This window comes from Streptomyces sp. TLI_171 (genome assembly GCF_003610255.1).
In the GTDB taxonomy this organism is placed as follows: domain Bacteria; phylum Actinomycetota; class Actinomycetes; order Streptomycetales; family Streptomycetaceae; genus Kitasatospora.
This window is the reverse complement of the sequence record NZ_RAPS01000001.1, coordinates 2724779-2750555: the sequence shown is the minus strand read 5'-3', so window position 1 is coordinate 2750555 and position 25777 is coordinate 2724779. Positions and strand designations below refer to the sequence as shown.

At 73.1% G+C, this 25777-nt stretch carries 22 protein-coding genes and 2 tRNA genes; 13 read left to right on the top strand and 11 right to left on the bottom strand.

The features are described 5' to 3' along the window. Window positions 1-148 precede the first annotated feature (148 nt). The 3 genes from BX266_RS12440 to BX266_RS12430 all read left to right on the top strand — a co-directional run bounded on the left by BX266_RS12440 (window position 149) and on the right by BX266_RS12430 (window position 4175). Window positions 149-1315 carry a low temperature requirement protein A gene (locus tag BX266_RS12440; protein WP_099899357.1) on the top strand — a complete coding sequence of 389 codons (1167 nt, stop codon included), beginning with the start codon at window positions 149-151 and terminating at the stop codon, window positions 1313-1315. 2 nt (window positions 1316-1317) lie between these two features. After that, window positions 1318-1953: a pentapeptide repeat-containing protein gene (locus BX266_RS12435; RefSeq protein WP_259464669.1), complete on the top strand. Its 636-nt coding sequence runs from the start codon at window positions 1318-1320 to the stop codon at window positions 1951-1953. A 170-nt stretch (window positions 1954-2123) separates the two neighbouring features. Continuing rightward, on the top strand, window positions 2124-4175 hold the full coding sequence (locus BX266_RS12430; protein WP_099899355.1) for a phosphocholine-specific phospholipase C: 2052 nt from the start codon (window positions 2124-2126) through the stop codon (window positions 4173-4175). A 243-nt stretch (window positions 4176-4418) separates the two neighbouring features. On the opposite strand, the gene adhE is transcribed toward BX266_RS12430, so the two are convergent. Next, window positions 4419-7085, bottom strand: coding sequence for a bifunctional acetaldehyde-CoA/alcohol dehydrogenase (gene adhE / locus BX266_RS12425; RefSeq protein ID WP_259464668.1), 2667 nt, complete (start codon window positions 7083-7085; stop codon window positions 4419-4421). 287 nt (window positions 7086-7372) lie between these two features. Between adhE and BX266_RS12420 the strand changes: the two genes are divergently transcribed. Then, on the top strand, window positions 7373-7558 hold the full coding sequence (locus BX266_RS12420; protein WP_099899353.1) for a hypothetical protein: 186 nt from the start codon (window positions 7373-7375) through the stop codon (window positions 7556-7558). Window positions 7559-7677: 119 nt separating this feature from the next. Further along, window positions 7678-7887 carry a hypothetical protein gene (locus BX266_RS12415; RefSeq protein ID WP_099899351.1) on the top strand — a complete coding sequence of 70 codons (210 nt, stop codon included), beginning with the start codon at window positions 7678-7680 and terminating at the stop codon, window positions 7885-7887. 51 nt (window positions 7888-7938) lie between these two features. Here the strand turns inward: BX266_RS12415 and BX266_RS12410 are convergent, their stop codons facing one another. Further along, the gene (locus BX266_RS12410; RefSeq protein ID WP_099899349.1) at window positions 7939-8379 is read right to left on the bottom strand and encodes a nucleoside deaminase; all 441 of its coding nucleotides are present in this window, start codon (window positions 8377-8379) and stop codon (window positions 7939-7941) included. Then, complete coding sequence (locus tag BX266_RS12405) at window positions 8376-9182, bottom strand: LLM class flavin-dependent oxidoreductase (RefSeq protein ID WP_099899347.1); 807 nt, start codon at window positions 9180-9182, stop codon at window positions 8376-8378. Before BX266_RS12405 ends, BX266_RS12410 begins: the two co-directional genes overlap by 4 nt. 93 nt (window positions 9183-9275) lie before the next feature. Here BX266_RS12405 and BX266_RS12400 point away from each other — a divergent pair, with 93 nt between their 5' ends. Continuing rightward, window positions 9276-9722 carry an Lrp/AsnC family transcriptional regulator gene (locus BX266_RS12400; RefSeq protein ID WP_099899345.1) on the top strand — a complete coding sequence of 149 codons (447 nt, stop codon included), beginning with the start codon at window positions 9276-9278 and terminating at the stop codon, window positions 9720-9722. Window positions 9723-9729: 7 nt separating this feature from the next. Here BX266_RS12400 and BX266_RS12395 read toward each other — a convergent pair whose 3' ends face one another. After that, entirely contained in the window at window positions 9730-12957 is a 3228-nt protein-coding gene (locus BX266_RS12395) for a S41 family peptidase (protein WP_099899343.1), read from the bottom strand. A gap of 241 nt (window positions 12958-13198) precedes the next feature. Between BX266_RS12395 and BX266_RS12390 the strand changes: the two genes are divergently transcribed. Both BX266_RS12390 and BX266_RS12385 read left to right on the top strand, forming a co-directional pair. After that, the gene (locus BX266_RS12390) at window positions 13199-14866 is read left to right on the top strand and encodes a chitinase (RefSeq protein WP_099899342.1); all 1668 of its coding nucleotides are present in this window, start codon (window positions 13199-13201) and stop codon (window positions 14864-14866) included. Window positions 14867-15036: 170 nt separating this feature from the next. Then, window positions 15037-15423 (top strand): VOC family protein, encoded by a 387-nt coding sequence (locus BX266_RS12385; protein ID WP_218969248.1) that lies wholly within the window; start codon window positions 15037-15039, stop codon window positions 15421-15423. Window positions 15424-15485: 62 nt separating this feature from the next. Here the strand turns inward: BX266_RS12385 and BX266_RS12380 are convergent. Next, a tRNA-Lys gene (locus tag BX266_RS12380) sits at window positions 15486-15559 on the bottom strand. A gap of 112 nt (window positions 15560-15671) precedes the next feature. Between BX266_RS12380 and BX266_RS12375 the strand changes: the two genes are divergently transcribed. Both BX266_RS12375 and pgi read left to right on the top strand, forming a co-directional pair. Then, window positions 15672-17252, top strand: coding sequence for a Na+/H+ antiporter (locus tag BX266_RS12375; RefSeq protein ID WP_099899340.1), 1581 nt, complete (start codon window positions 15672-15674; stop codon window positions 17250-17252). Between the two features lie 186 nt (window positions 17253-17438). After that, a complete protein-coding gene (gene pgi / locus BX266_RS12370; protein WP_099899338.1) occupies window positions 17439-19103 on the top strand; it encodes a glucose-6-phosphate isomerase in 1665 nt (554 codons plus the stop codon). A 58-nt stretch (window positions 19104-19161) separates the two neighbouring features. On the opposite strand, the gene BX266_RS12365 is transcribed toward pgi, so the two are convergent. After that, on the bottom strand, window positions 19162-19782 hold the full coding sequence (locus tag BX266_RS12365; RefSeq protein ID WP_099899336.1) for a GntR family transcriptional regulator: 621 nt from the start codon (window positions 19780-19782) through the stop codon (window positions 19162-19164). 57 nt (window positions 19783-19839) lie between these two features. On the opposite strand from BX266_RS12365, the gene BX266_RS12360 reads away from it, so the two are divergent. From BX266_RS12360 to BX266_RS12350, 3 genes are read left to right on the top strand one after another with little or no spacing between them, the layout of a single operon-like run. Then, window positions 19840-20634 carry a (Fe-S)-binding protein gene (locus tag BX266_RS12360; protein WP_099899334.1) on the top strand — a complete coding sequence of 265 codons (795 nt, stop codon included), beginning with the start codon at window positions 19840-19842 and terminating at the stop codon, window positions 20632-20634. Beyond that, window positions 20631-22061 carry a LutB/LldF family L-lactate oxidation iron-sulfur protein gene (locus BX266_RS12355; protein ID WP_099899332.1) on the top strand — a complete coding sequence of 477 codons (1431 nt, stop codon included), beginning with the start codon at window positions 20631-20633 and terminating at the stop codon, window positions 22059-22061. Before BX266_RS12360 ends, BX266_RS12355 begins: the two co-directional genes overlap by 4 nt. Further along, window positions 22058-22678, top strand: coding sequence for an LUD domain-containing protein (locus BX266_RS12350; RefSeq protein WP_099899330.1), 621 nt, complete (start codon window positions 22058-22060; stop codon window positions 22676-22678). The genes BX266_RS12355 and BX266_RS12350 overlap by 4 nt, the downstream gene beginning before the upstream one ends. On the opposite strand, the gene BX266_RS12345 is transcribed toward BX266_RS12350, so the two are convergent. The 5 genes from BX266_RS12345 to BX266_RS12325 form a co-directional block, all read right to left on the bottom strand. Beyond that, entirely contained in the window at window positions 22675-22923 is a 249-nt protein-coding gene (locus BX266_RS12345) for a hypothetical protein (RefSeq protein ID WP_099899328.1), read from the bottom strand. The two genes, BX266_RS12350 and BX266_RS12345, sit on opposite strands and share 4 nt — an antisense overlap. Before the next feature lie 93 nt (window positions 22924-23016). Next, window positions 23017-23090: transfer RNA gene (locus tag BX266_RS12340), tRNA-Lys, on the bottom strand. An 86-nt stretch (window positions 23091-23176) separates the two neighbouring features. Further along, window positions 23177-23815: a bifunctional DNA primase/polymerase gene (locus BX266_RS12335; RefSeq protein ID WP_310794834.1), complete on the bottom strand. Its 639-nt coding sequence runs from the start codon at window positions 23813-23815 to the stop codon at window positions 23177-23179. Window positions 23816-23850: 35 nt separating this feature from the next. Then, the gene (locus BX266_RS12330; RefSeq protein ID WP_259464667.1) at window positions 23851-24249 is read right to left on the bottom strand and encodes a hypothetical protein; all 399 of its coding nucleotides are present in this window, start codon (window positions 24247-24249) and stop codon (window positions 23851-23853) included. A 151-nt stretch (window positions 24250-24400) separates the two neighbouring features. Continuing rightward, complete coding sequence (locus tag BX266_RS12325) at window positions 24401-25777, bottom strand: AAA domain-containing protein (RefSeq protein ID WP_099899325.1); 1377 nt, start codon at window positions 25775-25777, stop codon at window positions 24401-24403.

The following is a 25777-nucleotide window of genomic DNA, read 5'->3' as shown; positions in this document are numbered from 1 at the left end:
ACGATTAGTCAAAACGGGTGGAACCACCCCAATCGGCGTGCCGCGCACGGTGCGTGCGCAGCCGCCTCCCGGATGCCAGGATTCCGGGTGTCCAACTCCCCGGCCGCGCCCGCCCGCTGCGCCGCGGCCCGGCAACGAAGGCAGGCCGATGAACACCGCCCCCGACCGCTACCGCCCGGTGCGCCGGATGCTGGCCCGCGACCGGGGCGAGTCCCACCGGGTCGCCACCCCGCTGGAGTTGTTCTTCGACCTGTGCTTCGTGGTGGCGATCGCCCAGGCCGGCCGGGAGCTCGCCCACGCCCTCGCCGAGGGCCACATCGGCCACGCGCTGCTCGGCTTCACGATGGCCTTCTTCGCCGTCTGGTGGGCCTGGATGAACTTCACCTGGTTCGCCTCCGCCTACGACGTCGACGACGTGCCCTACCGGCTCACCACCCTGGTGCAGATCACCGGCGTGCTGGTGCTGGCGGCCGGCATCCCGCGGATCTTCGAGGACCAGAACCTGACCCTCGGGGTGGCGGGCTACGTGCTGATGCGGCTGGCCATGGTCACCCAGTGGCTGCGCGCCGCCCGCGGCGAGAGCGGCCCCGCCCGGACCTGCGCGCTGCGCTACGCGGTCGGCATCACGGTCGTGCAGGTCTTCTGGGTGGTGCTGCTGTTCGTGCCGCACGACCTGCAGGGGCCGCTGTTCGGGGTCGGCGTGCTGCTCGAACTCGCCGTCCCGGTCTGGTCGGAGAAGGACAACCCGACCCCGTGGCACCGGCACCACATCGTCGAGCGCTACGGCCTGTTCACCATCATCGTGCTGGGCGAGACGGTCGCCGCCGCCACCGTCGCCATCCAGACCGCGCTGGACGAGCACCGGGCGGTGGGCGAACTGCTGCCGATCGCCGCCGGCGGGCTGCTGATCTGCTTCGGCGCCTGGTGGATCTACTTCGCCGAGGACGTCCACCAGGTGCTGCGCTCCAACCGGCAGGCGCTGCCCTGGGGTTACGGCCACTTCGTGATCTTCGCCTCGGCCGCGGCGGTCGGTGCGGGCATCGAGGTGGCCGTGGAGCACGCGGTCGGCGTCTCGCACGTCTCGGCCCGGGCCGCGACCGCCGCCGTCACCGTCCCCACCGCGCTGTTCCTGTTCACCGTCTGGCTGCTGCACTCCCGCCACCACAAGCGCGGCGCGGCCCAGCTGATCCTGCCGCTGGCCGCGCTGTCGGTGCTGGCCGTCACCCTGGCCGGGGAGAGCGGCGTCCTGCTGGCCGGCCTCCTGGTGGCGCTGGCCGTCGCCGTCGGCATCACCCTGTCCGCGAATCGGAGCTGACCGTGCGCCTGGAAGACCTCCCGTACGCCCACCTGCTGCAGCGCCACGCCGGCCCGCTGCGCGCCGACACCCGGTACGACACGGTGCACTTCGACGACCTGGCGCTGACCGGCCAGTTCGGCGGCGCGTCCTTCCTGGAGTGCGCGTTCACCGCCGTCCGCGCCGAGGAGGCCAAGCTCCGCCGGGCCGGGTTCAACGAGGTGTGGATGCACGGCGGGCGGCTGGTCGGCGTCGACCTCGCGGAGAGCGAGTGGCAGGACAGCGAGGTCGACTCCTGCGTGCTGGCCGGCGTCTCCGCCTACAGCTCCGCGGTGCGCCGCACCGTGTTCCGGCAGTGCAAGCTGGAGTCGGTCAACCTGCGCGGCGCGGTGCTGCGCGACGTGGTGTTCGAGGACTGCCTGCTGCGCGACGTCGACCTCGCCGATGCCAAGCTCACCGACGTCTCCTTCCCCGGCTGCACGCTCGACGAGGTCCGGCTGCGCGGCGCCGCCCTGAAGAACACCGACCTCCGGCAGGCCGCCTCCCTCGGCCTGCCCGACGGGCACCTCGGCCTGCGCGGCGCGATCATCTCGATGAACCAACTGCTTGACCTCGCGCCGCAGTTCGCCCTGGCCCTGGGGATCACCGTGAAGGACTGACGCCCCGTCCGTTCACCCCGCGTCCGCTGATCCGCCGGTCGGTGAACTGTCCGGCAAATATTCCTGTCAGGGCATGGTCATTCGGCCCGGAGTGCGTGAGGATGCTCGGCGTTCGACATCAAAGGTGTCTGAACAACATCACCAGCAGCCGATCGGACGGGCGGGTCACCATGGCAGAGCTGAGTCGTAGGAAGTTCATGGCGTTGTCGGCGAGCGCGGCAGCCGGGGCGGCGGTCGCGGGCACCGCGGTGACGGCGGGCACCACGCCGGCCGCGGCGGCCGGGCTGAGCACCACCGGCACCCTCACCGACGCCAAGCACATCGTGATCCTGATGCAGGAGAACCGCAGCTTCGACCACTACTTCGGGATGCTGAAGGGCGTGCGCGGCTTCGCGGACCGCGCCACCATCCAGCTCTCCGGCGGCTACAGCGTGTTCAACCAGCCGAACGCGCTGGGCCGCCAGTACCCGTGGCAGTTCTCCGCCACCAAGCCGGCCGGCGGCGCCGACCCCGAGCGCCTGGCGCAGTGCAACGGCGACCTGGCGCACGGCTGGAGCGACCAGCACAAGGCCTGGAACAGCGGCAGGATGGACTCCTGGGTGTCCGCCAAGGGCAACGTCCGCACCCTCGGCCACCTGACCCGGGCCGACATCCCGTTCCACTACGCGCTGGCCGACAACTGGACGGTCAACGACGCCTACCACTGCTCGGTGATCTCGGCGACCGGCCCGAACCGCACCTACCACTGGTCCGGCCAGATCGACCCGGCGGGCGCGGCGGGCGGCCCGGCGTACGACGGCGGCGACGAGTCCGGCCTCAGGTGGCAGACCTACGCGGAGGCGCTGGAGAACGCCGGCGTCAGCTGGAAGGTCTACCAGAACGCCGCCGACAACTACGGCGACAACGCGCTCGCGTACTTCACCCAGTTCTCCTCCGCCCCGGCCGGCAGCGCCCTCGCGGTCAAGGGCATGGGCTCGGTCCCGAAGGTGACCGGGAGGACCCCGGACGACATCGTCGCCGCGATCAAGGCGGACGTGCTGGCCGGCACCCTGCCCCAGGTGTCCTGGATCGTGCCGGACCAGGCGTCCTCCGAGCACCCGTACGCCACCCCGGCCGACGGCGCGCACTTCGTGCACAACGTGATGGACGCGCTGAACGCCGACCCGAACGTCTTCAACTCCTCGATCCTGTTCCTGAACTACGACGAGAACGACGGCTTCTTCGACCACGTCCCGCCGCCGGTCGCCCCGTCCGGAACGGCCGGCGAGTTCTACAACGGCGTCAACATCGGCCTCGGCTTCCGCGTCCCGATGCTGGCCGTCTCGCCCTGGAGCCGCGGCGGCTGGGTCTCCTCGGAGACCTCCGACCACACCTCGGTGCTGCGCTTCCTGGAGAAGTGGACGGCGGCCATCGGCAAGCCCGCGACCACCCCGAACATCTCGGCCTGGCGGCGCAAGGTGACCGGCGACCTGACCGGCATGTTCGACTTCGCCAACCCGGTGTACGGGATGCCCGCGCTGCCCGACACCTCGGGGACCATCGGCCTGGCCGCCTGCGGCCCGCTGCCCAACCCGGCGCCGGTCGACAACCAGCTCCCGGTACAGGAGGCCGGCACCCGCCCGGCCCGCGCACTGCCGTACCAGCCGGTGGCCAACCTGGACCACCTGGAGTTCGGCTCCGGCGGCGTGATGAAGGTGTGGATCGCGATGTCCAACGCCGGCACCGCCGCCAGCCACTTCGCGGCCTACGCCAACGCCTACCGCAGCGGCGGCCCGTGGCAGTACACCGTCGACCCGGCCGGCGCGACCAGCGACTTCTTCAACTGCGGCACCAACTACGGCGCGGGCAAGTACGACCTGACGGTGGTCGGCCCGAACCGCTTCCTGCGCCGGTTCACCGGCGACGCCACCAAGTCCGGCAAGACCGCGGCCGTCACCGTGACCTACGCGGCCGCCCCGGACACCGGCAAGCTCGCGGTCTGGTTCAAGCTGGCCAACACCGGCGCCTCGGCGGTGACCTTCACCATCACCTCCAACAACTACCGCTCCGACGGCCCGTGGGCGTACACCGTCGCGGCGGGCGCGAACACCAGCGACTACTTCAACGCGGCGGCCTACACCAACGGCTGGTACGACTTCACCGTCACGGTCAGTGGCGACACCAGCTGGTCGCAGCGCTTCACCGGCCACCTGGAGACTGGCGCGGCCTCGATCTCGGGCTGACGCCCGGTCAGACGGCGTGCCGGCCGTGCGCGGCGAACACTCCGCGCGCGGCCCGCACCTGCCTCGATCAGCCGGTCCACGCCGTACAGCGCGACCCGGCTGTGGTCGCCGATGATCCGGCCGGGGATGAAGTCCCGGACGTCGATCGCGTCCCGCCACAGGCTGCCCTTGAAGCCCTACCAGGCGCTGCCGTGCGTCCGCTCCGCGTGCTGCGTGCTCATCGACTCTGCTCCTGATCCCGTCTCAGACGGCCCGGTCGCCGTAGTACGCCTGGGTCATCAACTGCTGCATGTCCCGCAGCATCGGCAGCCGCGGGTTCGCGGGCGCGCACTGGTCCTCGTACGCGAGCATCGCCTGCTGCGGCAGCGCCGCCAGGAACGCCGCCTCGTCCACCCCGGCCTCCTTGAAGGAGCGCGGGATGCCGACCTTCTCGCGCAACTCCTCCACCGCGGCCGCCAGCGACTCCACGCCCTGCTCGGGGCTCTCCGCGGGCAGGCCCAGCAGCCGGGCGATCTGCTGGTAGCGCTCCGGGGCCACGTAGCTGCGGTACTTCGGCCAGCTGGTCACCTTGGCCGGCGCCGCCCCGTTGTACCGGATCACGTGCGGCAGCAGCAGCGCGTTGGTCCGCCCGTGCGCCACGTGGAAGGTCGCGCCCAGCGGGTGCGCCATCGCGTGCACCGCGCCCAGGAAGGCCGAGCCGAACGCCATCCCGGCGATGGTGCCGGCGTTGTGCATCTTCTCCCGCGCCACCGGGTTGTCCGCCCCCTCGACGACCGCCGCCTCCAGGTTCTCGAAGACCAGCCGGATGCCCTGCAGCGCCAGACCGTCGGTGAAGTCGTTGGCGTACACCGACACGTACGTCTCGATGCAGTGGGTCAGCGCGTCGAAGCCGGAGTCGGCGGTCACCGCCCTCGGCAGGTCGGTGGTCAGCGCCGGGTCGACGATCGCCACCGTCGGGGTCAGCGCGTAGTCCGCCAGCGGGTACTTCTGGCCGCTCTCCGGGTCGGTGATCACCGCGAACGGAGTGACCTCGCTGCCGGTGCCCGAGGTGGTGGGGATGCACACCAGCTTGGCCTTCTCGCCCAGGTCCGGAAAGGTGAAGGCGCGCTTGCGGATGTCGAAGAACTTCTCCTTCAGGTCCGCGAACTCGACCTCCGGGTGCTCGTACATCAGCCACATCACCTTCGCGGCGTCCATCGGCGAACCGCCGCCCAGCGCCACGATGGTGTCCGGCCGGAAGCCGCGCATCAGCTCCGCGCCCCGCTCCACCGTGGCGATGCTCGGTTCGGGCTCCACGAAGTCCACCACCCGCACCTCGACCGGCTCGCTGCGGCGGGCCAGCACGCTCCGGACCCGGTCCAGGTGGCCGATCTCCACCATGGTCCGGTCGGTGACCACGACCACCTTGCGGGCGCCGCGCATCTCGGTCAGGTACTTGATCGAGTTGCGCTCGAAGAAGATCTTCGGCGGGACCTTGAACCACTGCATGTTGGTGTTGCGCCGCCCGATCCGCTTGACGTTGATCAGGTTCAGCGCGGACACGTTGCCCGACACCGAGTTGTGGCCGTAGGAGCCGCAGCCCAGCGTCAGCGAGGGCAGGAAGGAGTTGTAGACGTCGCCGATGCCGCCCTGCGAGCTCGGTGCGTTCCAGATGATCCGGCAGGCCTTGACCGCCGCGCCGAACTCCTCGGCGAACGCCGCGTCCTCGGTGTGCACCGCCGCGGAGTGCCCCAGGCCGTGGAACTCCACCATCTGCGTGGCCAGCTTCAGGCCCTGCGCCCGGGTGTCCGCCCGCAGCACCGCCAGCACCGGGCAGAGCTTCTCCCTGGTCAGCGGCTCGACCTCGCCGACCTCGCCGACCTCGACCAGGATGATCGAGGTGTCGGCGGGCACCTCGAAGCCCGCCGCGCCGGCGATCGCCGGCGCCGACCGCCCGACCACCGCCGCGTTCAGCTTCGCGCCCGCGCAGTCCCGGTCCTCGCCGACGCCGAAGACGTGGCGCTCCAGCAGGGCCTTCTGCTCCGGCGTCGCCAGGTGCGCCTTCAGCTTCCGGAACTCCGCCAGCGCCGGCCCGTACACCTCCGCGTCCAGGATCACCGCCTGTTCGGAGGCGCAGACCATGCCGTGGTCGAAGGACTTCGACAGCACGATGTCGTTCACCGCGCGCCGCAGGTCCGCGCTCTTCTCCACGTACGCCGGCACGTTGCCCGCGCCCACGCCCAGCGCCGGCTTCCCGCACGAGTACGCGGCCCTGACCATCGAGTTGCCGCCGGTGGCCAGGACCGTCGCCACCCCCTCGTGCCGCATCAGCGCGCCCGTCGCCGCCATCGACGGCCGGTCGATCCACTGCACGCAGTGCGCCGGGGCGCCCGCCGCGACCGCCGCGTCCCGCACGATCCGGGCCGCCTCCGCCGAGCAGCGCTGCGCGGCCGGGTGGAAGCCGAAGACGATCGGGTTGCGGGTCTTCAGCGCGATCAGCGCCTTGAAGATCGTCGTCGAGGTCGGGTTGGTCACCGGGGTGACGCCCGCGACCACGCCCACCGGCTCGGCGATCTCGGTGATCCCGTCGATCTCGTCCCGGCCGATCACCCCGACCGTCCGCATCCCCGCCATCGAGTGCGTGACGTGCTCGCAGGCGAAGACGTTCTTCACCGCCTTGTCCTCGAACACGCCGCGGCCGGTCTCCTCGACCGCCAGCGCCGCCAGCCGGGTGTGCGCGGCCAGCGCCGCCAGCGACGCCTTCTTCACGATCCGGTCCACCTTCTCCTGGGTGAAACCGGAGTACTCGCGCAGGGCCTTCTGCCCGTTGCGCACCAGCACGTCGACGGCGGCCGCCGCCTCGGCGGCCTCGCGGTTCTCGGCGTTCCCGGCCTGCTCGGCGGGGATCTCGGCGGACTGTTCGCAGGACATGGCGCGCTCACCTCTTGGAGTGCGGCTGTGCGGCGCCCCGGCGGCGCTGCCGGGACCGGCTGGACCCCTCCAGCCTCGGTCGGCGGCCCGTTCGCCGACTACGGCCGTTGGGCGCGACCCGCCCGGGATCAATGGCCTTCTCTGCTGCGCCGCACGGCAGTTCGGGCCGGGCCCCGGCGGCGACCGGGCTTGCGCCGGACGGGTGAGCGGATCGTGCGGGTGCGACCCGACCGGGCCGGTGGGACGGTGGACGGAGCCCGTTGTCCGCGACATCCCGAGGAGGAGACATGGGGCTGAGCGACCAGTTCAAGGACAAGGCGAACGAGCTCGCCGAGCAGGCCAAGTCGGCGATCGGCGGCCAGGGTTCGAAGACCGAGGACGCCGAGCAGAAGGCCCGCGAGCAGGCCGGGGGCGTGATGCCCGGCGGCCAGGAGTCCGCGGACGACGCGCAGCAGGAGGGGGAGTCCTCCTGACCCGTCCGCCGATGACCGGGACGGGCCCCGCCGGGGCCCGTCCGCTCGGCGTACCGTGACAAGTACCGCCAGAACGACACGTGACGCGAAAACGGGGGGACGCCCACCGAGGAGGAGACATGGGCATCTTCGACAGGTTCCGCCACAAGGCGGCCGAGCCGGGCGCCGAACCGCCCGAGCGGGCCGCCCTCGCCCACGACGAAGCCGCCGACGCCTTCGGCGACCAGGTGGAACGCGCCCGCGACGACGCGGAGCGCCGCATCCGCCAGGAGCGCGACGACCGCCAGGCCGCCGAGAACATGACCGCCGAGGGCGACCCCTGGGGCTGACCCGCAGGCGGAGAAACGCCGGCGCCCGGCACGGGCGCCGGCGTTCGCGCGTCAGGGGGCCGGGCGGTAGTACGACTCGATCGGGGCGCGGGCCGCGTCGAACAGCGCGGGCCCGTCCTGGAGCGGCGTGGGCCAGGCGCCCGAGTCGGGGTTGAGGGCCACCAGCTGGTCGGTCGACAGGGCGAAGACCACCCGGCCCAGGCCGGAGCGCTGCAGGGCGCCGGCGCACATCGAGCAGGGCTGGCAGCTGGTGAACAGCGTGGTGCGGGCCGCCGCGGCCGGGTCGAGCTCGCGGGCCGCCCAGCGGGCCAGCTTGAGTTCGGGGTGGGCCGTGATGTCGGCGTCGCGCCGCACCGTGTTGTGCGCCTCGGCGAGGACCGAGCCGTCCGGGGCAGCCAGCAGCGAACCGTACGGGGCGTCGCCCAGCTCGACCGCGCGGGCGGCCAGGGCGATGGCGCGGCGCAGCAGGGCTTCGTCGGCGGGGGTGATCACGCGGTGTCCTTCCGGTGGGCGGCCACGGCGGCCAGGTCGCGCCAGGCCGGCTCGGGGCGGCGGGTCTGCTCGGGGTCGCCGTGGTACGGGTCGAGGACCACGGCCTGCGCGCCCAGCTCGCGCAACTGCCGCAGGTCGTCCAGGACCTGCTCCAGGGTGCCGGTTCCGGCGGGCCGGTCGGGTCCGGAGGCCGGACGGTCCGTCAGCCGGAACGCGATCCGCGGGGCGAACCCGGGCAGCGGGTGCGCGGCCAGCACGGCGCGCATCGCGGGGACGGTCAGGCGCAGCGGGTGCCAGGCGTCGCCGAACCGGGCGGCCCGGCGCAGCGCGGCCGGACTGTGGCCGCCGACCCAGACCGGGACGCCGGCGGCCCCGGCCGGCCGGTCCGCGCGCAGCGCCCGCAGGCAGGCGTCGGCCAGCCGGCCGCGGTCGGCGAACGGCACGCCGAGCGCCTCGAACTCCTGCCGGGCCCAGCCGGTGCCCACGCCGAGCACCAGCCGTCCGCCGCTCAGCCGGTCGAGGTTGCCGGCCATCCGGGCGGTCAGCAGCGGGTTCCGGTAGGGCAGCACCAGCACCGTGGTGCCCAGCCGCACCCGGGTGGTCAGGCCGGCCAGCCAGGACAGCGTGGTGAACGGCTCGTGGAAGGGCTCCGGGTAACGCTCGGCCACGTCCGGGGTGACCGCCACGTGGTCGGAGACCATCAGCAGGTCGAACCCGAGGTCCTCGACGGTCCGGGCCCAGGCGCGCAGCACGCCGGGATCGGTTCCGGGCCCGAAGTTCGGTACGTTGACGCCCAGTTGCATACGGCGAGGCTATCCCGGCGACACCGGACCGGTGAATGCCGAACTCCCGGTGATCGGTGCCTGCAGCCGGGAATCCGCCGGTAGCATCGCCGGATGACCGGGAACCTCGACGACACCGACTGGGCGATCATCGGACAGCTGCAGGCGGACGCCCGGCTGTCGCTCAGCGAGCTGGGACGGCGGGTGAACCTGGGCTCCTCGGCCACCGCGGAGCGGGTGCGCGCCCTGGAGGCCAGGGGGGTGATCACCGGCTACCACGCGGCCGTGGACCTCGGCCGGCTGGGCTACCCGGTGCTCGCCGTGGTCCGGCTGAAGTACCCCGGGAGCCGGCACCAGCCGCTGCACCGGCTGCTCGCCGAACGGCGGGAGATCCTGGAGTGCCTGCGCACCACCGGCGACGACTGCTACACCCTGAAACTCGCCGCGACCTCGATGGCGCACCTGGAGACCCTGGTCGACGAACTCGCGGCCCTCGGCAGCACCACCACCAGCGTGGTCTACCGCCAGACCCTGCCCTACCGCGGTCCGGACCGCCCCTGATCCGCCGTCAGGTCGAGCGCGGCGGCAGCGGCGGCCGGCGCAGATCGGGGCGGGGCGTGCTGGGCGGCGGGGGAGAGGCGGCGGGATCGGCGGCGAGCAGGGTCAGGGCCAGGTCGACGGCGGCGGACAGGTCGGTGTGGTCGCCGCGGGCCCAGTCGTGGGGGGTGCGGATCACCTCGATGTCGGGGGCGACCCCGTGGTTCTCCACCGAGAAGCCGATGCCGCCGGTGAACCAGGAGGCGTTCTTCGGGACGGAGATCTGGGTGCCGTCGCCGAGGGCGTGGCGGCCGGTCATGCCGACCACGCCGCCCCAGGTGCGGGAGCCCACCACCGGGCCCAGCGCGAGCTCCTTGATGGCGGTGATGATCACGTCGCCGTCGGAGCTGGTGGCGTGGTCGGCGAGTGCCACCACGGGGCCGCGGGGGGCGTCCCTGGGCCACCGGACCGGCTGCCGGCCGCGGGTGAAGTCCCAGGCCAGCACCCGGCGGTGGAGCTTCTCCAGGACCAGCTCGGAGACGTTGCCGCCGGCGTTGCCGCGAACGTCCAGCACCAGTGCGGGGTGGGCGAGTTCGGAGCGCAGGTCGCGGTTGAACTGGGCCCAGCCGGAGCCGCCGAGGTCGGGGATGTGCAGGTAGCCGCAGACGCCGTTGCTGAACTCCCGCACCAGGTGGCGGCGCTTGGCGACCCAGTCCTGGTAGCGGATGGGACGCTCGTCGGTCAGCGGGGTGACCGCGATCCGGCGGGTCCGGCCCTCGTGGCGGACCGTCAGCTCCACCGTGGTGCCGCCGGTGCCGGCCAGCAGCGGGGTCGGCCCGCGCACCGGGTCGGGCGGGCGGCCGTCCACCGCGAGCAGCTCGTCGCCGTCGCGCAGGCCGTAGCCGGCCAGCGGGGCGCGGGCCTTCGGGTCGGAGGACTCGCCGGGCAGGATCCGGTCGACCAGCCAGCGGCCGTCCGGGGCGCGGTGCGCGTTGGCGCCGAGCAGGCCGAGCGGCTGCTGGGCGATCGCCGGGCCCTCGCCGCGCCGGGCCGGGGTGACGTAGGCGTGCGAGGTGCCGAGCTCGCCGAGCAGTTCGCGCAGCAGGTCGGCGAAGTCGTCGGGGGAGGCGATCCGCTCCAGCAGCGGGGCGTACTGGGCGGTGAGTTCGGGCCAGTCGAGGCCGCACATGCCGGGGTCCCAGAACTGGTCGGCGACGATCCGGGCGGCCTCCGCGTAGGACTGCCGCCACTCGGCGGCGGGGTGCACGGTGTGGGTGATCCGGCGCAGGTCGACGGTCAGCGGGGCGGTGGGCGCGGCCAGCGGGTACAGCTTGAGCGCGCCGCCCGAGAACACCGAGATCGCCGAGCCGTCGGCGGACACCGCGAAGCCGTCCAGCTGCTCCACCAGGGTGGTGCGGCGGCCGCGGGCCAGGTCGAAGTGCTCCAGGGCGGGGCGGCCGGAGGTGTCCTCCGGGTTGGCGAAGGTCTGGCCGAGCGCCCCGGAGATCGGCCAGCGCAGCCAGACCACCCCGCCGCGCACCGCGGCCGTCGCCGAGTACTTGGAGGCGATCACCGGGAACGGCACCAGCCGCTTGCTCAGGCCGTCCTCGTCCACGTGCACGGTGCCGTCGCCGGTGGCCTCCTCCGGGTCCAGGCCGACCGGCGGGCGGCCCTCGGCGGGCGAGGCGAACGGCGACGGGGTGTCGGCGGCCAGCGGCACCAGGTACGGGCGGCAGCCGAGCGGGAAGGACAGGTCGCCGGTGTGCACGTCGTGCACCGGGTCGAAGCCGCGCCAGGACAGGAACACCAGGAAGCGGCCGTCCCGGGTGAACACCGGGTGCTCGTCCTCGAAGCGGCCGCCGGTGACGTCGATGCTGCGCTCCGGCCGGTCCACCCGGGCCAGCTGGATCGAGCGCAGCGAGCGGCCCGCGACCGGCTGCGACCAGGTCAGCCACTGCGAGTCGGGGGAGAAGCACGGGCTGGAGACCGGGCCGTAGCGGGAGGCCGTCACCTCGGTGACCCCGCCCTCGGCGGTGTCGACCAGCAGCAGCCGGCCGTCCGAGCAGGCCACCGCGAGCAGCTTGCCGTCGGGGGAGGAGGACAGCTCCTGGACCCGGCCGATCCGGCCGGCGGCGATCCGCCGGTGCGGTGCCTGGTCCGGCGTCAGGCCGTCCTTGCCCGGCAGCGGCCCGATCTCGATCGCGTCCTCGCCCTCCGCGTCGGTCACCCAGACGGCCTGGGCGCCGTAGCCGAGCACCAGCGGCAGCCGGCAGCGCACGCCCGGGGTGTCGGCGAGCACCCGGGCCGGGCCGTCCCGGTGGGTCAGCCAGTACAGCGAGCCGCGGACGTTCAGCACCCCGGCCCGGCCGGTGGCGTCGCAGGCCAGGTCCTTCACGTTGTTGGCCGCGCTCACCTGGTACGGGCGGCGGCCGGTCCGGGCGCCGCCGAGCGGGACGTCCAGGCGGCGCGGGGCGGCGGCGTCCAGCGAGTCGAGCAGCCACAGGTCGCCGGCGTGCTGGTAGACGATCCGGGTGCCGTCGGTGGCGGCCTCCCGGGCGTAGTACGCGGCGTGGTCGGTGTGCCGGCGCAGGTCGGTGCCGTCCGGGCGGGCCGAGTACAGGTTGCCGACGCCCTCGTGGTCGGAGAGGAAGGCGATCCGGGTGCCGCCCGCGGAGGCCACCGGCATCGGTGAGGCCAGGTGGCCGGGCAGGTCGGGCAGCAGCCGGTCGTGGTCCACCCACAGTCGGCCGGTCGCCCCGCCGCGGTAGCGCTTCCAGAACGCCGGCTCGTGCGGGGCCGCGTCGGTGAGCAGCACCGTGTGCCCCTCGCCGACCTGGGCGTCGGCGACCGGCCCCCACGGCATCCGGCGGGCCGGCGAGCCGTCCGGCGGCACCTCCCACGCCCAGGCGTAGTGCGCGAACGGCTCGTGGTACGAGGTGACGGCCAGCACCTCGCCGTTCGGCAGCCAGCCGCGGACCCGGGTGTCCTGGCTGCCCCAGTAGGTGAGCCGGACGGCCGGGCCGCCGTCCACCGGCGCGGTGAACACCTCCGGCGTCAGCGCGAACCAGCTGGTCCAGGCGAGCTGCGACCCGTCCGGGGAGAGCCGCGGGTGGCTCACCCTGGTGCGGTCGGCGCTGACCCGCCAGGCCCGGCCCACCCCGCCGTCGGGTTCGAGCGGGGCGACCCAGACGTCGTCCTCCGCGGTGAAGGCGATCAGGGCGCCGCGTACATGGGGGTATCGCAGGTATCCGGGCACCATTCCATGGTTCGGCCCACTCGTGGCGGTCGCAACGCGGGCGGGCCCCGGTGCGGCGGACACGGCTGACGGGGGGTCAGTGAACGGGGCTTGCCGGTGCATTGACAGCGGGTGGCCGGAGCCGCTTCAGTGGTCTAGTCCAACTCCCTGGGTCGTGCCGGTGCGGCGGCATGCCCCGGCCCGGACCCCCACAGTCCGGCCGCGGAGGAGGGCACCCCCCACACAGAGGCAGGAGCATCCCCACATGCGTACTCCCCCAAGGAAGCGGCTGCTCGCCGCCGGAACGGCCTGGGCGGTGGCAGCGGCGGGAGCCGTCGCGATCAGCTTCGGCCTGGCCGGGTCGGCCTCGGCCGGCGAGTTCCTGGTCAACGGCGGCTTCGAGTCCGGCACCCTGAACCCCTGGACCTGCACCGGCGGCACCGGCTCCGTGGTCACCGGCCACGCCCGCACCGGCAGCTACGCGCTGGCCGGCGCCGCGTCCGCGTCCGACAGCGCCCAGTGCACCCAGACCGTCGCGGTCGCCCCCAACACCACGTACACCCTGAGCGCCTACGTCAACGGCGCCTACGTCTACCTCGGCGTCAACGGCGGCGCCTCGACCTGGACGCCCGGCACCGGCGGCGCCTACCAGAAGCTGTCGGTCAGCTTCACCACCGCCGCCACCCAGACCTCCGCCACGGTGTTCACCCACGGCTGGTACGGCCAGGGCACCTACTACGCGGACGACGTCTCGCTCGACGGCCCCGGCGCCCCCACCGCCTCCCCGTCCCCGAGCAGCTCCGCCTCGGCCAGCCCGTCCGGCTCGGCCAGCCCCTCCGCCAGCGCCTCCCCCTCCACCTCGGCCTCCCCGTCCGCGAGCCCGTCCACCTCCAGCTCGCCGACCACCCCGCCGCCCGCCACCGGCCACGCGCTGGTCGGCTACCTGCACGCCAGCTTCGCCAACGGCGCCGGGTACCTGAAGATGTCCGACGTCCCCGACAGCTGGGACATCATCGACCTGGCCTTCGGCGAGCCGGACTCCATCACCTCCGGCACCATCCACTTCAACCGGTGCCCGGTCAGCGAGTGCCCCGGCGTGGAGTCCGACGCCGACTTCAAGGCGGCCATCGCCGCCAAGCAGGCCAAGGGCAAGAAGGTCCTGCTGTCGATCGGCGGCCAGAACGGCGAGGTGCAGCTCACCACCACCGCCGCGCGCGACAACTTCGTCAACTCGGTCTCCGGCATCATCGACAAGTGGGGCCTGGACGGCCTCGACATCGACTTCGAGGGCCACTCGCTGTCGCTGAACACCGGCGACACCGACTTCAAGAACCCGACCACCCCGGTCATCACCAACCTGATCTCCGCGGTCAAGACCCTCAAGGCGAAGTACGGCGCGAAGTTCCAGCTGACCATGGCGCCGGAGACCTTCTTCGTCCAGCTCGGCTACCAGTACTACGGCTCCGGCCCCTGGGGCGGCCAGGACCCGCGGGCCGGCGCGTTCCTGCCGGTCATCTACGGCCTGCGCGACGACCTGACGCTGCTCCACGTCCAGGACTACAACTCGGGCTCGATCATGGGCCTCGACAACCAGTACCACAGCATGGGCGGCGCGGACTTCCACATCGCGATGACCGACATGCTGCTCAGCGGCTTCCCGGTCGCGGGCAACACCGCCAACATGTTCCCGGCGCTCAAGCCCTCGCAGGTCGCGATCGGCATGCCCGCCAACAGCTACGCAGGCAACGGCTACGTCGCCCCGGCCGCCGTCAACCAGGCCCTCGACTGCCTCACCAAGGGCACCAACTGCGGCTCCTACACCCCGCGGGCCGGCAAGCAGCCGAACCTGCGCGGGCTGATGACCTGGTCGATCAACTGGGACAACTACAACGGCAACGAGTTCTCGAAGAACTTCCACGGCTACTTCGGCTGAGCCGGCGCCGCCCCGGCCGGGGCCGGTCACCGCGAGGTGGCCGGCCCCGGCTGCGTTCACGGTGTCCGCGGTGTCCGCGGTGTCCGCGGTGGACGCGGTGGACGCGGTGGACGCGGGGGCTCGCGGCGGGCGGAACGCGGTGCCTAGCCTGGGGTGGAGAGGAAGAGGTGATGGCGATGCTGGCAGACGCCCCGCTGCTCGCGGTGATTCCGGTGACCGACCTCGGTCGGGCGAAGCAGTACTACCGCGACACGCTCGGCCTGACCCTCGCCCGGGAGAGCGAGGAAGAGGTCACCTTCCGCAGCGGCAGCACCGAGTTCGGCATGTACGAGACGCCCTACGGCGGACAGGCCGGCCACACCCTGGCCAGCTGGAAGGTCGCCGACCTGGACGCCGAGATGACCGAACTGCGGGCTCGCGGCGTGGTGTTCGAGGAGTACGACCTGCCCGGACTGAAGACCCTGGACGGGGTCGCCGAGAACGACGGCATGCGTGCCGCCTGGTTCAAGGACCCGGACGGCAACGTGCTGTGCGTCAACGAAGTACGGGAGGGCTGAGTGGAACGGACCCCGGACACGTCGAAGGCCCCCCGCTTCCGCGAGGGGCCTTCGACCGTCTGTGCGCCGCCAGGGACTCGAACCCCGGACCCGCTGATTAAGAGTCAGCTGCTCTAACCAACTGAGCTAGCGGCGCGTGCTGACGGGCAGAACATTACCTGGTCAGCGCCCGAAACACACAATCGGCCCGGTGCGGGCGCGGACGTATGCTGATCACGGCGAACCCAGCCCTGCCGAGAGGAACCACCGTGGGTCAGCTGACACTGCTCTTCCTGGTGCTGCTCGCCTCGGTGGTGACGATGCCGCTCGCCCGGAAGTCCCGGATCCCGCAGCCGGTGCTGATGACGCTGGTCGGTCTGGTCTTCGCGCTCGTCCCGCAGATCCCCAACGTGCAGGTCAACCCGGAACTGATCCTGCCGCTGGTGCTGCCGCCGCTGATCTTCGCCGTCGCCCGGCGCTCCTCGGTGCGCTACTTCAAGGCCAACATCCGCTCCATCCTGCTGCTGGCCGTCGCCCTGGTGGTAGTCACCACCACCGCCGTCGCGGGCGTCTTCTCCTGGCTGGTGCCCGCCGCGCCGCTGGCCGCCGCCGTCGCCCTCGGCGCGCTGGTCTCCCCGCCCGACCCGGTGGCCGCCGTCGCGGTGGCCGGCGAGGTCGGACTGCCGCGCCGGCTCACCGCGGTGCTGGAGAGCGAAGGCCTGTTCAACGACGTCACCGCGATCGTCATCTACTCGCTGGCCGTCGAGGCCGTGGTCGACGGCAACCTGTCGACCGGCCGGGCCGTCGAGCGGTTCCTGCTCTCCGCGGTGGTCGCGGTGGCGGTCGGCATCGGACTGGGCTGGGCCAACGCCAAGCTCGCCGGGCTGCTGGACGACCCCACCCAGCAGGTCGCGCTCAACCTGCTGGTCCCGTTCGCCGCGTACGTGCTCGCCGAGGAGGCGCACGGCTCCGGCGTGCTCGCCGTGGTGGTCTGCGCGCTCTACCTGGCCGACCGCGCCAGCGACGCCGACGAGGTGTCGTACCGGCTGGTCGGCAACGCGTTCTGGGAGATCGTCGAAACCCTGATCACCGGCGTCGCGTTCGGCCTGATCGGCCTGGAGCTGTCCACCGTCCTGCAGGACGTCCGCGGCACCTGGCACACCATGCTCGGCGACACCGCGATCGTCATCGCCGTGGTCGTGGTGCTCCGGCTGCTGTGGCTGCTGCCCGCCGCCTGGATCTCCAAGACCGTCAGCCACGGCGAGGAGGACACCCCGATCAGCTGGCGGGAGACCGTCGTGCTCTGGTGGTCCGGGATGCGCGGCGTCGCCACCGTCGCGCTGGCCCTCGGCATCCCGCTCACCCTGCACGACGGGCACCCCTTCCCGGGCCGCAGCGAGATCGTCTTCATCGCCTTCAGCGTCGTCCTGTTCACCCTGGTGGTGCAGGGCCTGACGCTCCCTTACGTGGTGCGGCTGCTCGGCCTGGACAGCGACAGCGACGCCCACGAGAAGGCCGTCCGGGAACTCTGGTGGCGCGCCGCCAAGGCCGGCCTGCACCGGCTGGCCGAACTGGAGGAGGCGGACCAACTCCCGCCCGAGATCACCGAGCGCCTGCGCGAACGCCAGCACGACCGGCTGGCCCGGCTCTGCCCCGAGAAGTACGAGGAGGAGGAGGCGCAGGAGGCGAAGCGCCGCGGCAAGAAGTGGCGGCAGGCCTTCGCCGTCGAGCAGGAGATGATCGCCGCCTCCCGGCGCGAGGTCCTGGTCGCCCGCGGCGAGGCCGGCGCGGACCCCGAGGTCGCCGACCGAGTACTGCGCGCACTCGACCTCCAGTCGGCCCGGAAGTGACGGCCCGTCGACCGCTCGGCGAGCAACCTGCCCGGCGTCCCGAACGGTCGGCCCGCAGGGCATAGGGTTGGGACGGGCAAGGCCGTCGACGGAGCCGGCACACGCACAGGTACCCGCCGGACCAGCGCCACCCTCCCGCCGGAACCAGCCGGTATCTGCACCCGCATGGACGCAAGGAGCACACCGATGTCGGACACCCCCGCCAGCGGCCGGACCCCGTTGGACCGCACCCCCCAGTGGGCCGCGCTGGGGAAGCACCGGGCAGAGCTGGGCGAACAGCACCTGCGCGAACTGTTCGCCGCCGACCCCGACCGCGGCACGCGCTACACCCTGCAGGTCGGCGACCTCTTCGTCGACTACTCGAAGCACCTGGTCACCGACCGCACCCTCGACCTGCTGCGCCAGCTGGCCGCCGCCACCGGCGTCGCCGAGCTGCGCGACGCGATGTTCCGCGGCGAGAAGATCAACAACACCGAGGGCCGCGCGGTCCTGCACACCGCGCTGCGCGCCCCGCGCGAGGCCGTCATCGAGGTCGACGGCGAGAACGTGGTGCCCGCCGTGCACGCGGTGCTGGACAAGATGGCCGACTTCTCCGAGCGGGTGCGCTCCGGCGCGTGGACCGGCCACACCGGCAAGCGGATCCGCAACGTCGTCAACATCGGCATCGGCGGCTCCGACCTCGGCCCCGCGATGGCCTACGAGGTGCTGCGCTCCTACACCGACCGCGGTCTGACGGTCCGCTTCGTCTCCAACGTGGACGGCGCCGACCTGCACGAGGCGGTCCGCGACCTGGACGCCGCCGAGACGCTGTTCATCGTCGCCTCCAAGACCTTCACCACCATCGAGACCGTCACCAACGCGGTCGCCGCCCGGAGTTGGCTGCTGGAGCAGCTCGGCGCGGGCGACGAGGCCGTCGCCAAGCACTTCGTGGCGCTCTCCACCAACGCGCAGGGCGTCGCCGACTTCGGCATCGACACCGCCAACATGTTCGAGTTCTGGGACTGGGTGGGCGGCCGCTACTCGTACGACTCCGCGATCGGCCTGTCGCTGATGATCGCGATCGGCGCGGAGCGCTTCCAGGAGATGCTGGCCGGCTTCCGGCAGATGGACGAGCACTTCCGCACCGCCCCCGCGGAGCAGAACCTGCCGCTGCTGCTCGGCCTGCTCGGCGTCTGGTACGGCGCGTTCTTCGACGCCCAGTCGCACGCGGTGCTGCCGTACTCGCACTACCTGTCGAAGTTCACCGCGTACCTGCAGCAGCTCGACATGGAGTCCAACGGCAAGTCGGTGGACCGCGACGGCAACCCCGTCGGCTGGCAGACCGGCCCGGTGGTGTGGGGCACGCCCGGCACCAACGGCCAGCACGCCTACTACCAGCTGCTGCACCAGGGCACCAAGATGATCCCGGCCGACTTCCTGGCCTTCGCCCGTCCGGTCGACGACCTGCAGGCCGGCCTGGTCGCGCAGCACGACCTGCTGATGGCCAACTTCTTCGCGCAGACCCAGGCGCTGGCCTTCGGCAAGACCTCGGAGGAGGTCGCCGCGGAGGGCGTCCCCGCCGAGCTGGTCCCGCACAAGACCTTCCGGGGCAACCACCCCACCACCACCATCCTGGCCGCCGAGCTCACCCCGCACGTCCTCGGCCAGCTGATCGCCCTCTACGAGCACAAGGTGTTCGTCCAGGGCGCGGTCTGGAACATCGACTCCTTCGACCAGTGGGGCGTCGAGCTCGGCAAGGTCCTCGCCAAGAAGATCGAGCCGGTCCTGCTGGAGGGCACCGGCGCGGAGTCGCTGGACGCCTCGACGGCCAACCTGGTCGGCCGCTACCGGGAGCTCCGCGGCCGGAGCTGACCCCGTTCCCGGAGAGCCGGCAGACCTGGGCGAGGCCCGGGGCTGCCGGCTCTCCGGTTCATCGGACGACGCGCGCCAGCAGCGAGGCGGCGTGGGCGGAGACCTGCTCGCGGGCCCCGGCGGGGTCGGCGGCGGCCAGCGCGCGGGCCAGCGCCAGGTGCTCGGCGTGGTCCTCGCCGGCGCGCTCCGGGGTCGAGGTGGCGGCGGCCGAGACGCGGGTCTGGCGGTCCCAGAGCGTCTCGTAGAGCGAGGTCAGGACGGCGTTGCCGGCGGCCCGCAGCAGGGTGAGGTGGAAGTGCCGGCCGGCCTCCACCGGGTGCGGGTCGCGGTGCTCGCAGGCCGCCAGCAGTTCCGCGCCGACGGCCCGCAGGGCCTCGGGGCCGCGGGCGGCCACCGCGTCGACGGCGGCCTGTTCGAACAGCACCCGGGCGGCGAGCACGTCGCGGGCCTCGCCCGGCGCTATCGGGACGACCTGGGCGCCGCGCTTCGGGTAGAGCCGCAGGAAGCCCTCGGACTGCAGGCGCAGGAACGCCTCGCGCACCGGTGTCCGGGACAGGCCGAGTTCCAGGGCGACCACGCCCTCGGAGAGCAGGGTGCCGCCCGGGTAGCCGCCGTCCAGCAGGCGGGTGCGGACGTGCTGGTAGGCCCGGTCGGCGGTGGGCAGGGCGGTGTCGGTCACCCGGTCATTCTGTCATGGAATCTGGCTTGCATCTAAGCTTGCATCTATGATGCGGCCATGCCCCCGAACCCCCCGCGCTCCCGCACCGCCCTGTTCGTGACCTGCCTGGGCGACACGCTCTTCCCCGGCACCGGCCGCGCCGCCGTCGCACTGCTGAACCGCCTCGGCGTGACCGTGGACTTCCCCGCCGACCAGAGCTGCTGCGGCCAGATGCACTTCAACACCGGCTACCGCAAGCAGACCGCCAAGCTGGCCCGGCACTTCGTCGACACCTTCGGCGACTACGAGGAGATCGTGGTGCCCTCGGCCTCCTGCGGCGGCATGCCCACCGAGGCGTACCCGCTGGCCGCGGAGGCCGCCGGCGACCCCGGCCTGGCCCGCGCCGTCGCCGAACTCGCGCCCCGGGTCGTCGAGTTGACCCAGTACCTGACCGACCGGCTGGGCGTGGAACAGGTCGGCGCGTACTTCCCGCACCGGGTGACGTACCACCCGACCTGCCACAGCCTGCGGGCCACCAAGCTCGGCGACCGGCCCCACCGGCTGCTGCGCGCCGTCGAAGGCATCGACTTCGTGGAACTGCCCGCGCAGGAGGAGTGCTGCGGCTTCGGCGGGACGTTCTCGGTGAAGAACCCCGCCGTCTCCGGGGCGATGAACGGCGACAAGGCCCGGCACGTGCGGGAGACCGGCGCCGCGGTGCTGGCCGCCGTCGACAACTCCTGCCTGCTGAACATCGGCGGCCGGCTCACCAGGGACGGGCACCCCGTGCGCACCGTCCACCTGGTGGAGATCCTGGCCAGGACCGTGCAGGACGGGCCGCTGCCCGGCATCCCCGTGGTGGAGGGCGTGCGATGACGAGGTCGTTCCTCGGCTGGCCCGCGTTCCCGGCGGCCGCCCGGCAGGAGGTCGAGAACCGGCAGCTGCGCGAGAACGTCCGCCGCGCCACCCACACCATCCGGGGCAAGCGCGCGGCGCTCGCCGCCGAACGCCCCGACTGGGAGGACCTGCGGGACGCCGCCGCAGCGATCAAGGACCGGGTGCTGGCCGACCTGGAGCGGTACCTGCTGCAGGTCGAGGAGCGGGTCACCGCCGCGGGCGGCACCGTCCACTGGGCGCGGGACGCTGCCGAGGCCAACCGGATCGTCACCGACCTGGTCCGGGCCACCGGCGAGAGCGAGATCGTCAAGGTCAAGTCGATGCTCACCGAGGAGATCGGCCTGGACGCCGCGCTGGCCGCCGCCGGGATCAACGCCCGGGAGACCGACCTCGCCGCCGCCATCGTCCAGCTCGGCGACGACCTGCCCTCGCACGTGGTGGTGCCCGCGCTGCACCGCAACCGCACCGAGATCCGCGACATCTTCGTCCGCGAGATGGGACGGCACGGCCGCCCCGCCCCCGAGGGCCTCACCGACGACCCCGCCGAACTCGCCGAAGCCGCCCGGCTGCACCTGCGGGAGAAGTTCCTCGGCGCCAAGGTCGCCGTCTCCGGCGCCAACTTCATGGTCGCCGAGACCGGCACCATGGTCGTCGTCGAATCCGAGGGAAACGGCCGGATGTGCCTCACCCTCGCTGACACGCTGATCTCCGTGGTCGGCATCGAGAAGACCGTCCCCAGCTGGCAGGACCTGGAGGTCTTCCTGCAAGTGCTGGCCCGCAACGCCACCGGCGAAAGGATGTCCCCCTACACCAGCACCTGGACCGGCACCACGGACGGCGACGGCCCCCGCACCTTCCACCTCGTCCTCGTCGACAACGGCCGCACCCGGGCCCTCGCCGACCCGACGGGCCGTCAGGCGCTGCGCTGCATCCGCTGCGGCGCCTGCATGAACATCTGCCCCGTCTACGAGCGCACCGGCGGACACGCCTACGGCTCCGTCTACCCCGGCCCGATCGGCGCCATCCTCAACCCGCTGCTCAAGGGCCTCGACGACCCGCAGACCGCCTCCCTGCCGTACGCCTCCACGCTGTGCGGCGCCTGCAACGAGGTCTGCCCCGTGCGGATCCGGTTCACCGACGTACTGCTCGACCTGCGCGCCCAGGTCGCCGACGGCGGGCAGCACCCCGTCGAACGCGCCGCACTGAACACGGTCGGCGCGGTGATGGAGCGCCCGATGCTGTGGAAGGCCGCCGTGAAGAGCGCCGGACTGGTCGGGCCGCTGCTGCCCGAACGACTGAAACCGCCCGGTGTGCTCGGCGGCTGGACCGACAGCCGCACCCTGCCCGACATTCCCCGGGAATCCTTCCGCAGCTGGTGGAAGCGGAACGAAGGAGGCGCCCAGTGACCGCCCGCGAAGAGATCCTGGGCCGGATCCGGGCCGCCGCCGTCCCGCCCGCCCCCGCCGCGCCGCGCCGCTACCTGCGGCACGCCCCCGGACTGGCCGAGGACGACCGGCCCGCCGTGCTCGCGCTGTTCGTCGAACGGCTGGAGGAGTACGGCGCGCGGGTGCTGCGCGCCGACCGGCCCGGCCCGGCCGTCGCCGAGGCGCTGGCAGCCGAGGGCGCGCGCAGCGTGGTGCTGCCCGACGGCCTCCCGGCGGAGTGGACCGCCGACTGGGACGGCGAGTCGCGCCCCGACCGGCCGCCGCTGCCGAACGCCGAACTCGACGCCACCGAAGCCGTGCTGACGGGCTGTACGGCCGCCGTCGCCGAATCCGGGACGCTGATCCTCGACGGCGGCCCCGCCCAGGGCCGGCGCGCCGCCACCCTGCTGCCGGACCTGCACGTCTGCGTGGTCCGGGCCGAGCAGGTGCACTCCGCGCTCCCCGGCGCCCTCGCCCGGCTCGACCCCCGGCGCCCGCTCACCTTCATCAGCGGGCCGTCCGCCACCGCCGACATCGAGATGATCCGGGTCAGGGGCGTCCACGGGCCGCGCCGGCTGGTGGTGGTCCTGCTGGACTAGCCGTTCGGCGTCGGGGTCGGCGAGGCCGAGACGGTCGGGCGCGGGGCTGGGCCGTGCTGGGCCGTGTACACCAGTCCGAAGCCGAGGCCGGCCGCCAGGGTCACCGCCCCCGCCCAGAGCAGCAGCAGGCGCGCGCGCTCCCGGACCCGGGCCCGGCGGTGCCCGCGCAGGGCGGCCGCCTCGGCCCCGGCGAGCTCCGCGTCGAGCCAGGCGGCCCAGTCGGAATGGAGGTCGTCGGACGCCATGACCGGGACATTAGCAGCCCTTTACGCACCAGCCCGGAGATGCGCGGCGCAACGCGAAAGGCCCTCCTGTGAAGGAGGGCCTTTCGCTGTCTGTGCGCCGCCAGGGACTCGAACCCCGGACCCGCTGATTAAGAGTCAGCTGCTCTAACCAACTGAGCTAGCGGCGCTTGCTGACGTGGAAGACTCTAGCAGCGGCCGGGGCCGGAGCCAAAATCGATTCGCGCCGGACGGGCACTCGCCGGGCCCCCGCCGTTCAGCGGGCGTTCGACACCGGGTCGCCGGCCTCCCGGGCCCGGCCGCGCGCCGCCCGGACGCACGCCCACAGCACCACCGACGCCCCCGGCAGCCACGGCTCGCGGGTGTCCGGGGCGACGATCCACCGGCTCGACGCGCTGTCCGGCGCGTCCAGCGCCCGCTGCACCGGCGGCACCGTCACCGCGTCGCCCGCGCCGTGGCAGAGCAGCGGCGGAACGTCCCGCGCCCACTCCTCCCAGGCCAGCAGCGTCCGCAGCCGGGCCGCCGCGCCCGGCTGCACGAACAGCAGGGTGCGGCCCCGGTAGGTCGCCACCGGGCCGCAGCCCGGGCCGGAGTTCCACAGCTCGTCCACCACCCGGCGGCCGAACACCGCGGGGAGGCTGATCACATCGAAGACCCGGCCGCACGGAAGGACCGCGGGAACCCACGGGCGGGCTTCCCACAGGGCGCGCATGCTGCTCGGGTACTCGCTGGCGGAGGCGAGCCACGCCTCCCCGGCGACGCTGACGTACTCCACCGATTGATAGGTCCAGATGTCCACCCGCCCAGCCTGGACCGGCCGTGCGCGCGGCTGCCGGGAAAACCGCGTTCGCCGGACAGCGGCGGGGCCGAGGGCGTACCATCGCCCGCCGCATATGCCAGTGGCCTTCCGGCGCAGCCCGGTGCGGGCGGTCAGCCCTCCGGCGTCCGGCGCTGCAGCGTCCGCCCGTACTCGACCATCTTCACCGCGTAGTCCGGCGTCCAGTCGGCGCGCTCGGCGATCTGCTCCGGGGAGAGCGCGTCGAAGCGGCGCGGGTCGGCGAGCTGGGCCGCGGCGATCGCCTGGAAGTCGGTGGCGCGCTCGGCCGCGGCGCGGAAGGCCAGCGCCAACTCGGTCGAACGGGACAGCAGTTGCGCCGGATCGGCGATCGACTCCAGGTCGAAGAAGCGCTCCGGCTCGGGCTCCGACCCCTCCGGCTCGAAGATCAGCTGAACCGGGCGGATCCGACGCGCCGGCCCGGGCACCGGCGGAACGACGGCCGGAGTCGGCGAGCCGCTCTGGTCGGACGCCTGCGGATGCGAGTCGGGCATGACGGGGCACCTCCGGGAGGGACGGGGGAGAGACGGCCGCCATCCATTGTCGCGCGCGAACCGCCAGTAGCGGAACGGTGCGCCCACGGGCGCTATTCCCCGCCACGGGGCGCGCACGCAGCGTCACGCGCTCCCTCGGGCGGTGCGCCCGTCAGGCCAGCCGCACCCGGTGTTCGGCCAGGTGGGAGAGGACGGCGTGGTTGGCCTCCCACCCGTCGGGGAACTTGACCGCGACGCCGAGTTGGACCGGTTCGGTGGCCGGATGGTCGTCCAGCAGCTCGGCGATGCCGGCCCGGGCGACCACGATGCAGGCGTGCCGGTGCCGCGAGGCGAGCACGCACAGCCGCCCCGTCTCCAGGTGGAACGCCGTCGCGTCCGGCCGCCCGGACAGCGGGTGCAGCACCACCGTCACGTCGTACTCCCGGCCCTGCAGCCGGTTCGCGGTGTCCACCGTGACGTACTCGCCGACCGCCGGATCGACCGGCACCCCGAGCCGGCCCAGCTCGGCGCGGACCGCCGCCGCCTGGTCGCGGTGCGCCGTGCCGACCGCCACCCGGCCCGGTGTCAGCGGCGCCGAGCCGTTCTCCGAACGGGCCGTCAGCTGCCGCTCCAGCAGCCGCCGCACCGTCCGCGCCACCGCCGCCACCGCCTGCGCGTCGGTGCGCACCGTGTGCCGGGCCGGCAACTCCAGCAGCGCCCAGCCGGACTCCGCCGCCTCGTCGATCGCCGCGTCCACCGCCGAGCCGTCCGCCCGCACCCCCGGGTGCAGGGAGCGGTCGCCGGGCCCGGTGCCGGAACGGAACGGCGTGTACGGGTAGAACGCGGAGGAGATCAGCGGCGCCGCCGAGGCGGGCAGCCGCCAGGACACCGGCAGCCGGTGCGGGCGGATCGCCGGATTGTGCGCGAGCAGCGTCACCACCGCCGACGAGGACGGGTCGTAGGACAGGCCCGCCCACTGGTCGGTGCCCACCACCGTGAACGGGTCCAGCTGGCCCGGGTCGCCCACGAACAGCGCCCGCTCGAACAGCCGGGCCACCGCCAGCAGCGCGTCCGAGCGCATCTGGTACGCCTCGTCGACGATCGCGTGCCGCCACGGCTGCTCGGCCTTCACCCACTGCCACTTCGCCGCCGTGGAGATCACCACGTCCTGCTCCAGCAGGTCGCCGACCTTGTCCTTGGCGGTGACGTTGGCGTGCCGCAGCGCCTCCGCGGCCGGCCGCGAGTCGCTCGCGTGCAGCCGGCCGATCGTGACGTCCGGAGCCTTGGACGCCAACCGGTCGACCAGGTCGTCCACCTGGCTGTTGGTCTGCGCGACGATCATCAACCGCTCGCCCGCGGCGACCAGCTCCCGGGCGGCCCGCACCACCAGCGTCGACTTGCCGGCGCCCGGCGGGGAGTCCACCACCACCCCGCGCTGCGCACCCGGCGCGGGGCGGACCACCGCGTCCAGGATGCCCGCCACGGCGCGGTCGGCGGCCTCGCCCGGGCTCGACGCGTCGTCCGGAAGCGCGTCCTGAGGGTCCGTCAC

What these genes read in the sequence shown, in the direction of transcription:
- BX266_RS12440 (WP_099899357.1), top strand. Translation starts at nt 149, where the DNA reads ATGAACACCGCCCCCGACCGCTACCGCCCGGTGCGCCGGATGCTGGCC.
- BX266_RS12430 (WP_099899355.1), top strand. Translation starts at nt 2,124, where the DNA reads ATGGCAGAGCTGAGTCGTAGGAAGTTCATGGCGTTGTCGGCGAGCGCG.
- adhE (WP_259464668.1), bottom strand. Translation starts at nt 7,085, where the DNA reads ATGTCCTGCGAACAGTCCGCCGAGATCCCCGCCGAGCAGGCCGGGAAC.
- BX266_RS12420 (WP_099899353.1), top strand. Translation starts at nt 7,373, where the DNA reads ATGGGGCTGAGCGACCAGTTCAAGGACAAGGCGAACGAGCTCGCCGAG.
- BX266_RS12415 (WP_099899351.1), top strand. Translation starts at nt 7,678, where the DNA reads ATGGGCATCTTCGACAGGTTCCGCCACAAGGCGGCCGAGCCGGGCGCC.
- BX266_RS12405 (WP_099899347.1), bottom strand. Translation starts at nt 9,182, where the DNA reads ATGCAACTGGGCGTCAACGTACCGAACTTCGGGCCCGGAACCGATCCC.
- BX266_RS12400 (WP_099899345.1), top strand. Translation starts at nt 9,276, where the DNA reads ATGACCGGGAACCTCGACGACACCGACTGGGCGATCATCGGACAGCTG.
- BX266_RS12395 (WP_099899343.1), bottom strand. Translation starts at nt 12,957, where the DNA reads ATGGTGCCCGGATACCTGCGATACCCCCATGTACGCGGCGCCCTGATC.
- BX266_RS12390 (WP_099899342.1), top strand. Translation starts at nt 13,199, where the DNA reads ATGCGTACTCCCCCAAGGAAGCGGCTGCTCGCCGCCGGAACGGCCTGG.
- BX266_RS12385 (WP_218969248.1), top strand. Translation starts at nt 15,037, where the DNA reads ATGGCGATGCTGGCAGACGCCCCGCTGCTCGCGGTGATTCCGGTGACC.
- pgi (WP_099899338.1), top strand. Translation starts at nt 17,439, where the DNA reads ATGTCGGACACCCCCGCCAGCGGCCGGACCCCGTTGGACCGCACCCCC.
- BX266_RS12360 (WP_099899334.1), top strand. Translation starts at nt 19,840, where the DNA reads ATGCCCCCGAACCCCCCGCGCTCCCGCACCGCCCTGTTCGTGACCTGC.
- BX266_RS12355 (WP_099899332.1), top strand. Translation starts at nt 20,631, where the DNA reads ATGACGAGGTCGTTCCTCGGCTGGCCCGCGTTCCCGGCGGCCGCCCGG.
- BX266_RS12345 (WP_099899328.1), bottom strand. Translation starts at nt 22,923, where the DNA reads ATGGCGTCCGACGACCTCCATTCCGACTGGGCCGCCTGGCTCGACGCG.
- BX266_RS12330 (WP_259464667.1), bottom strand. Translation starts at nt 24,249, where the DNA reads ATGCCCGACTCGCATCCGCAGGCGTCCGACCAGAGCGGCTCGCCGACT.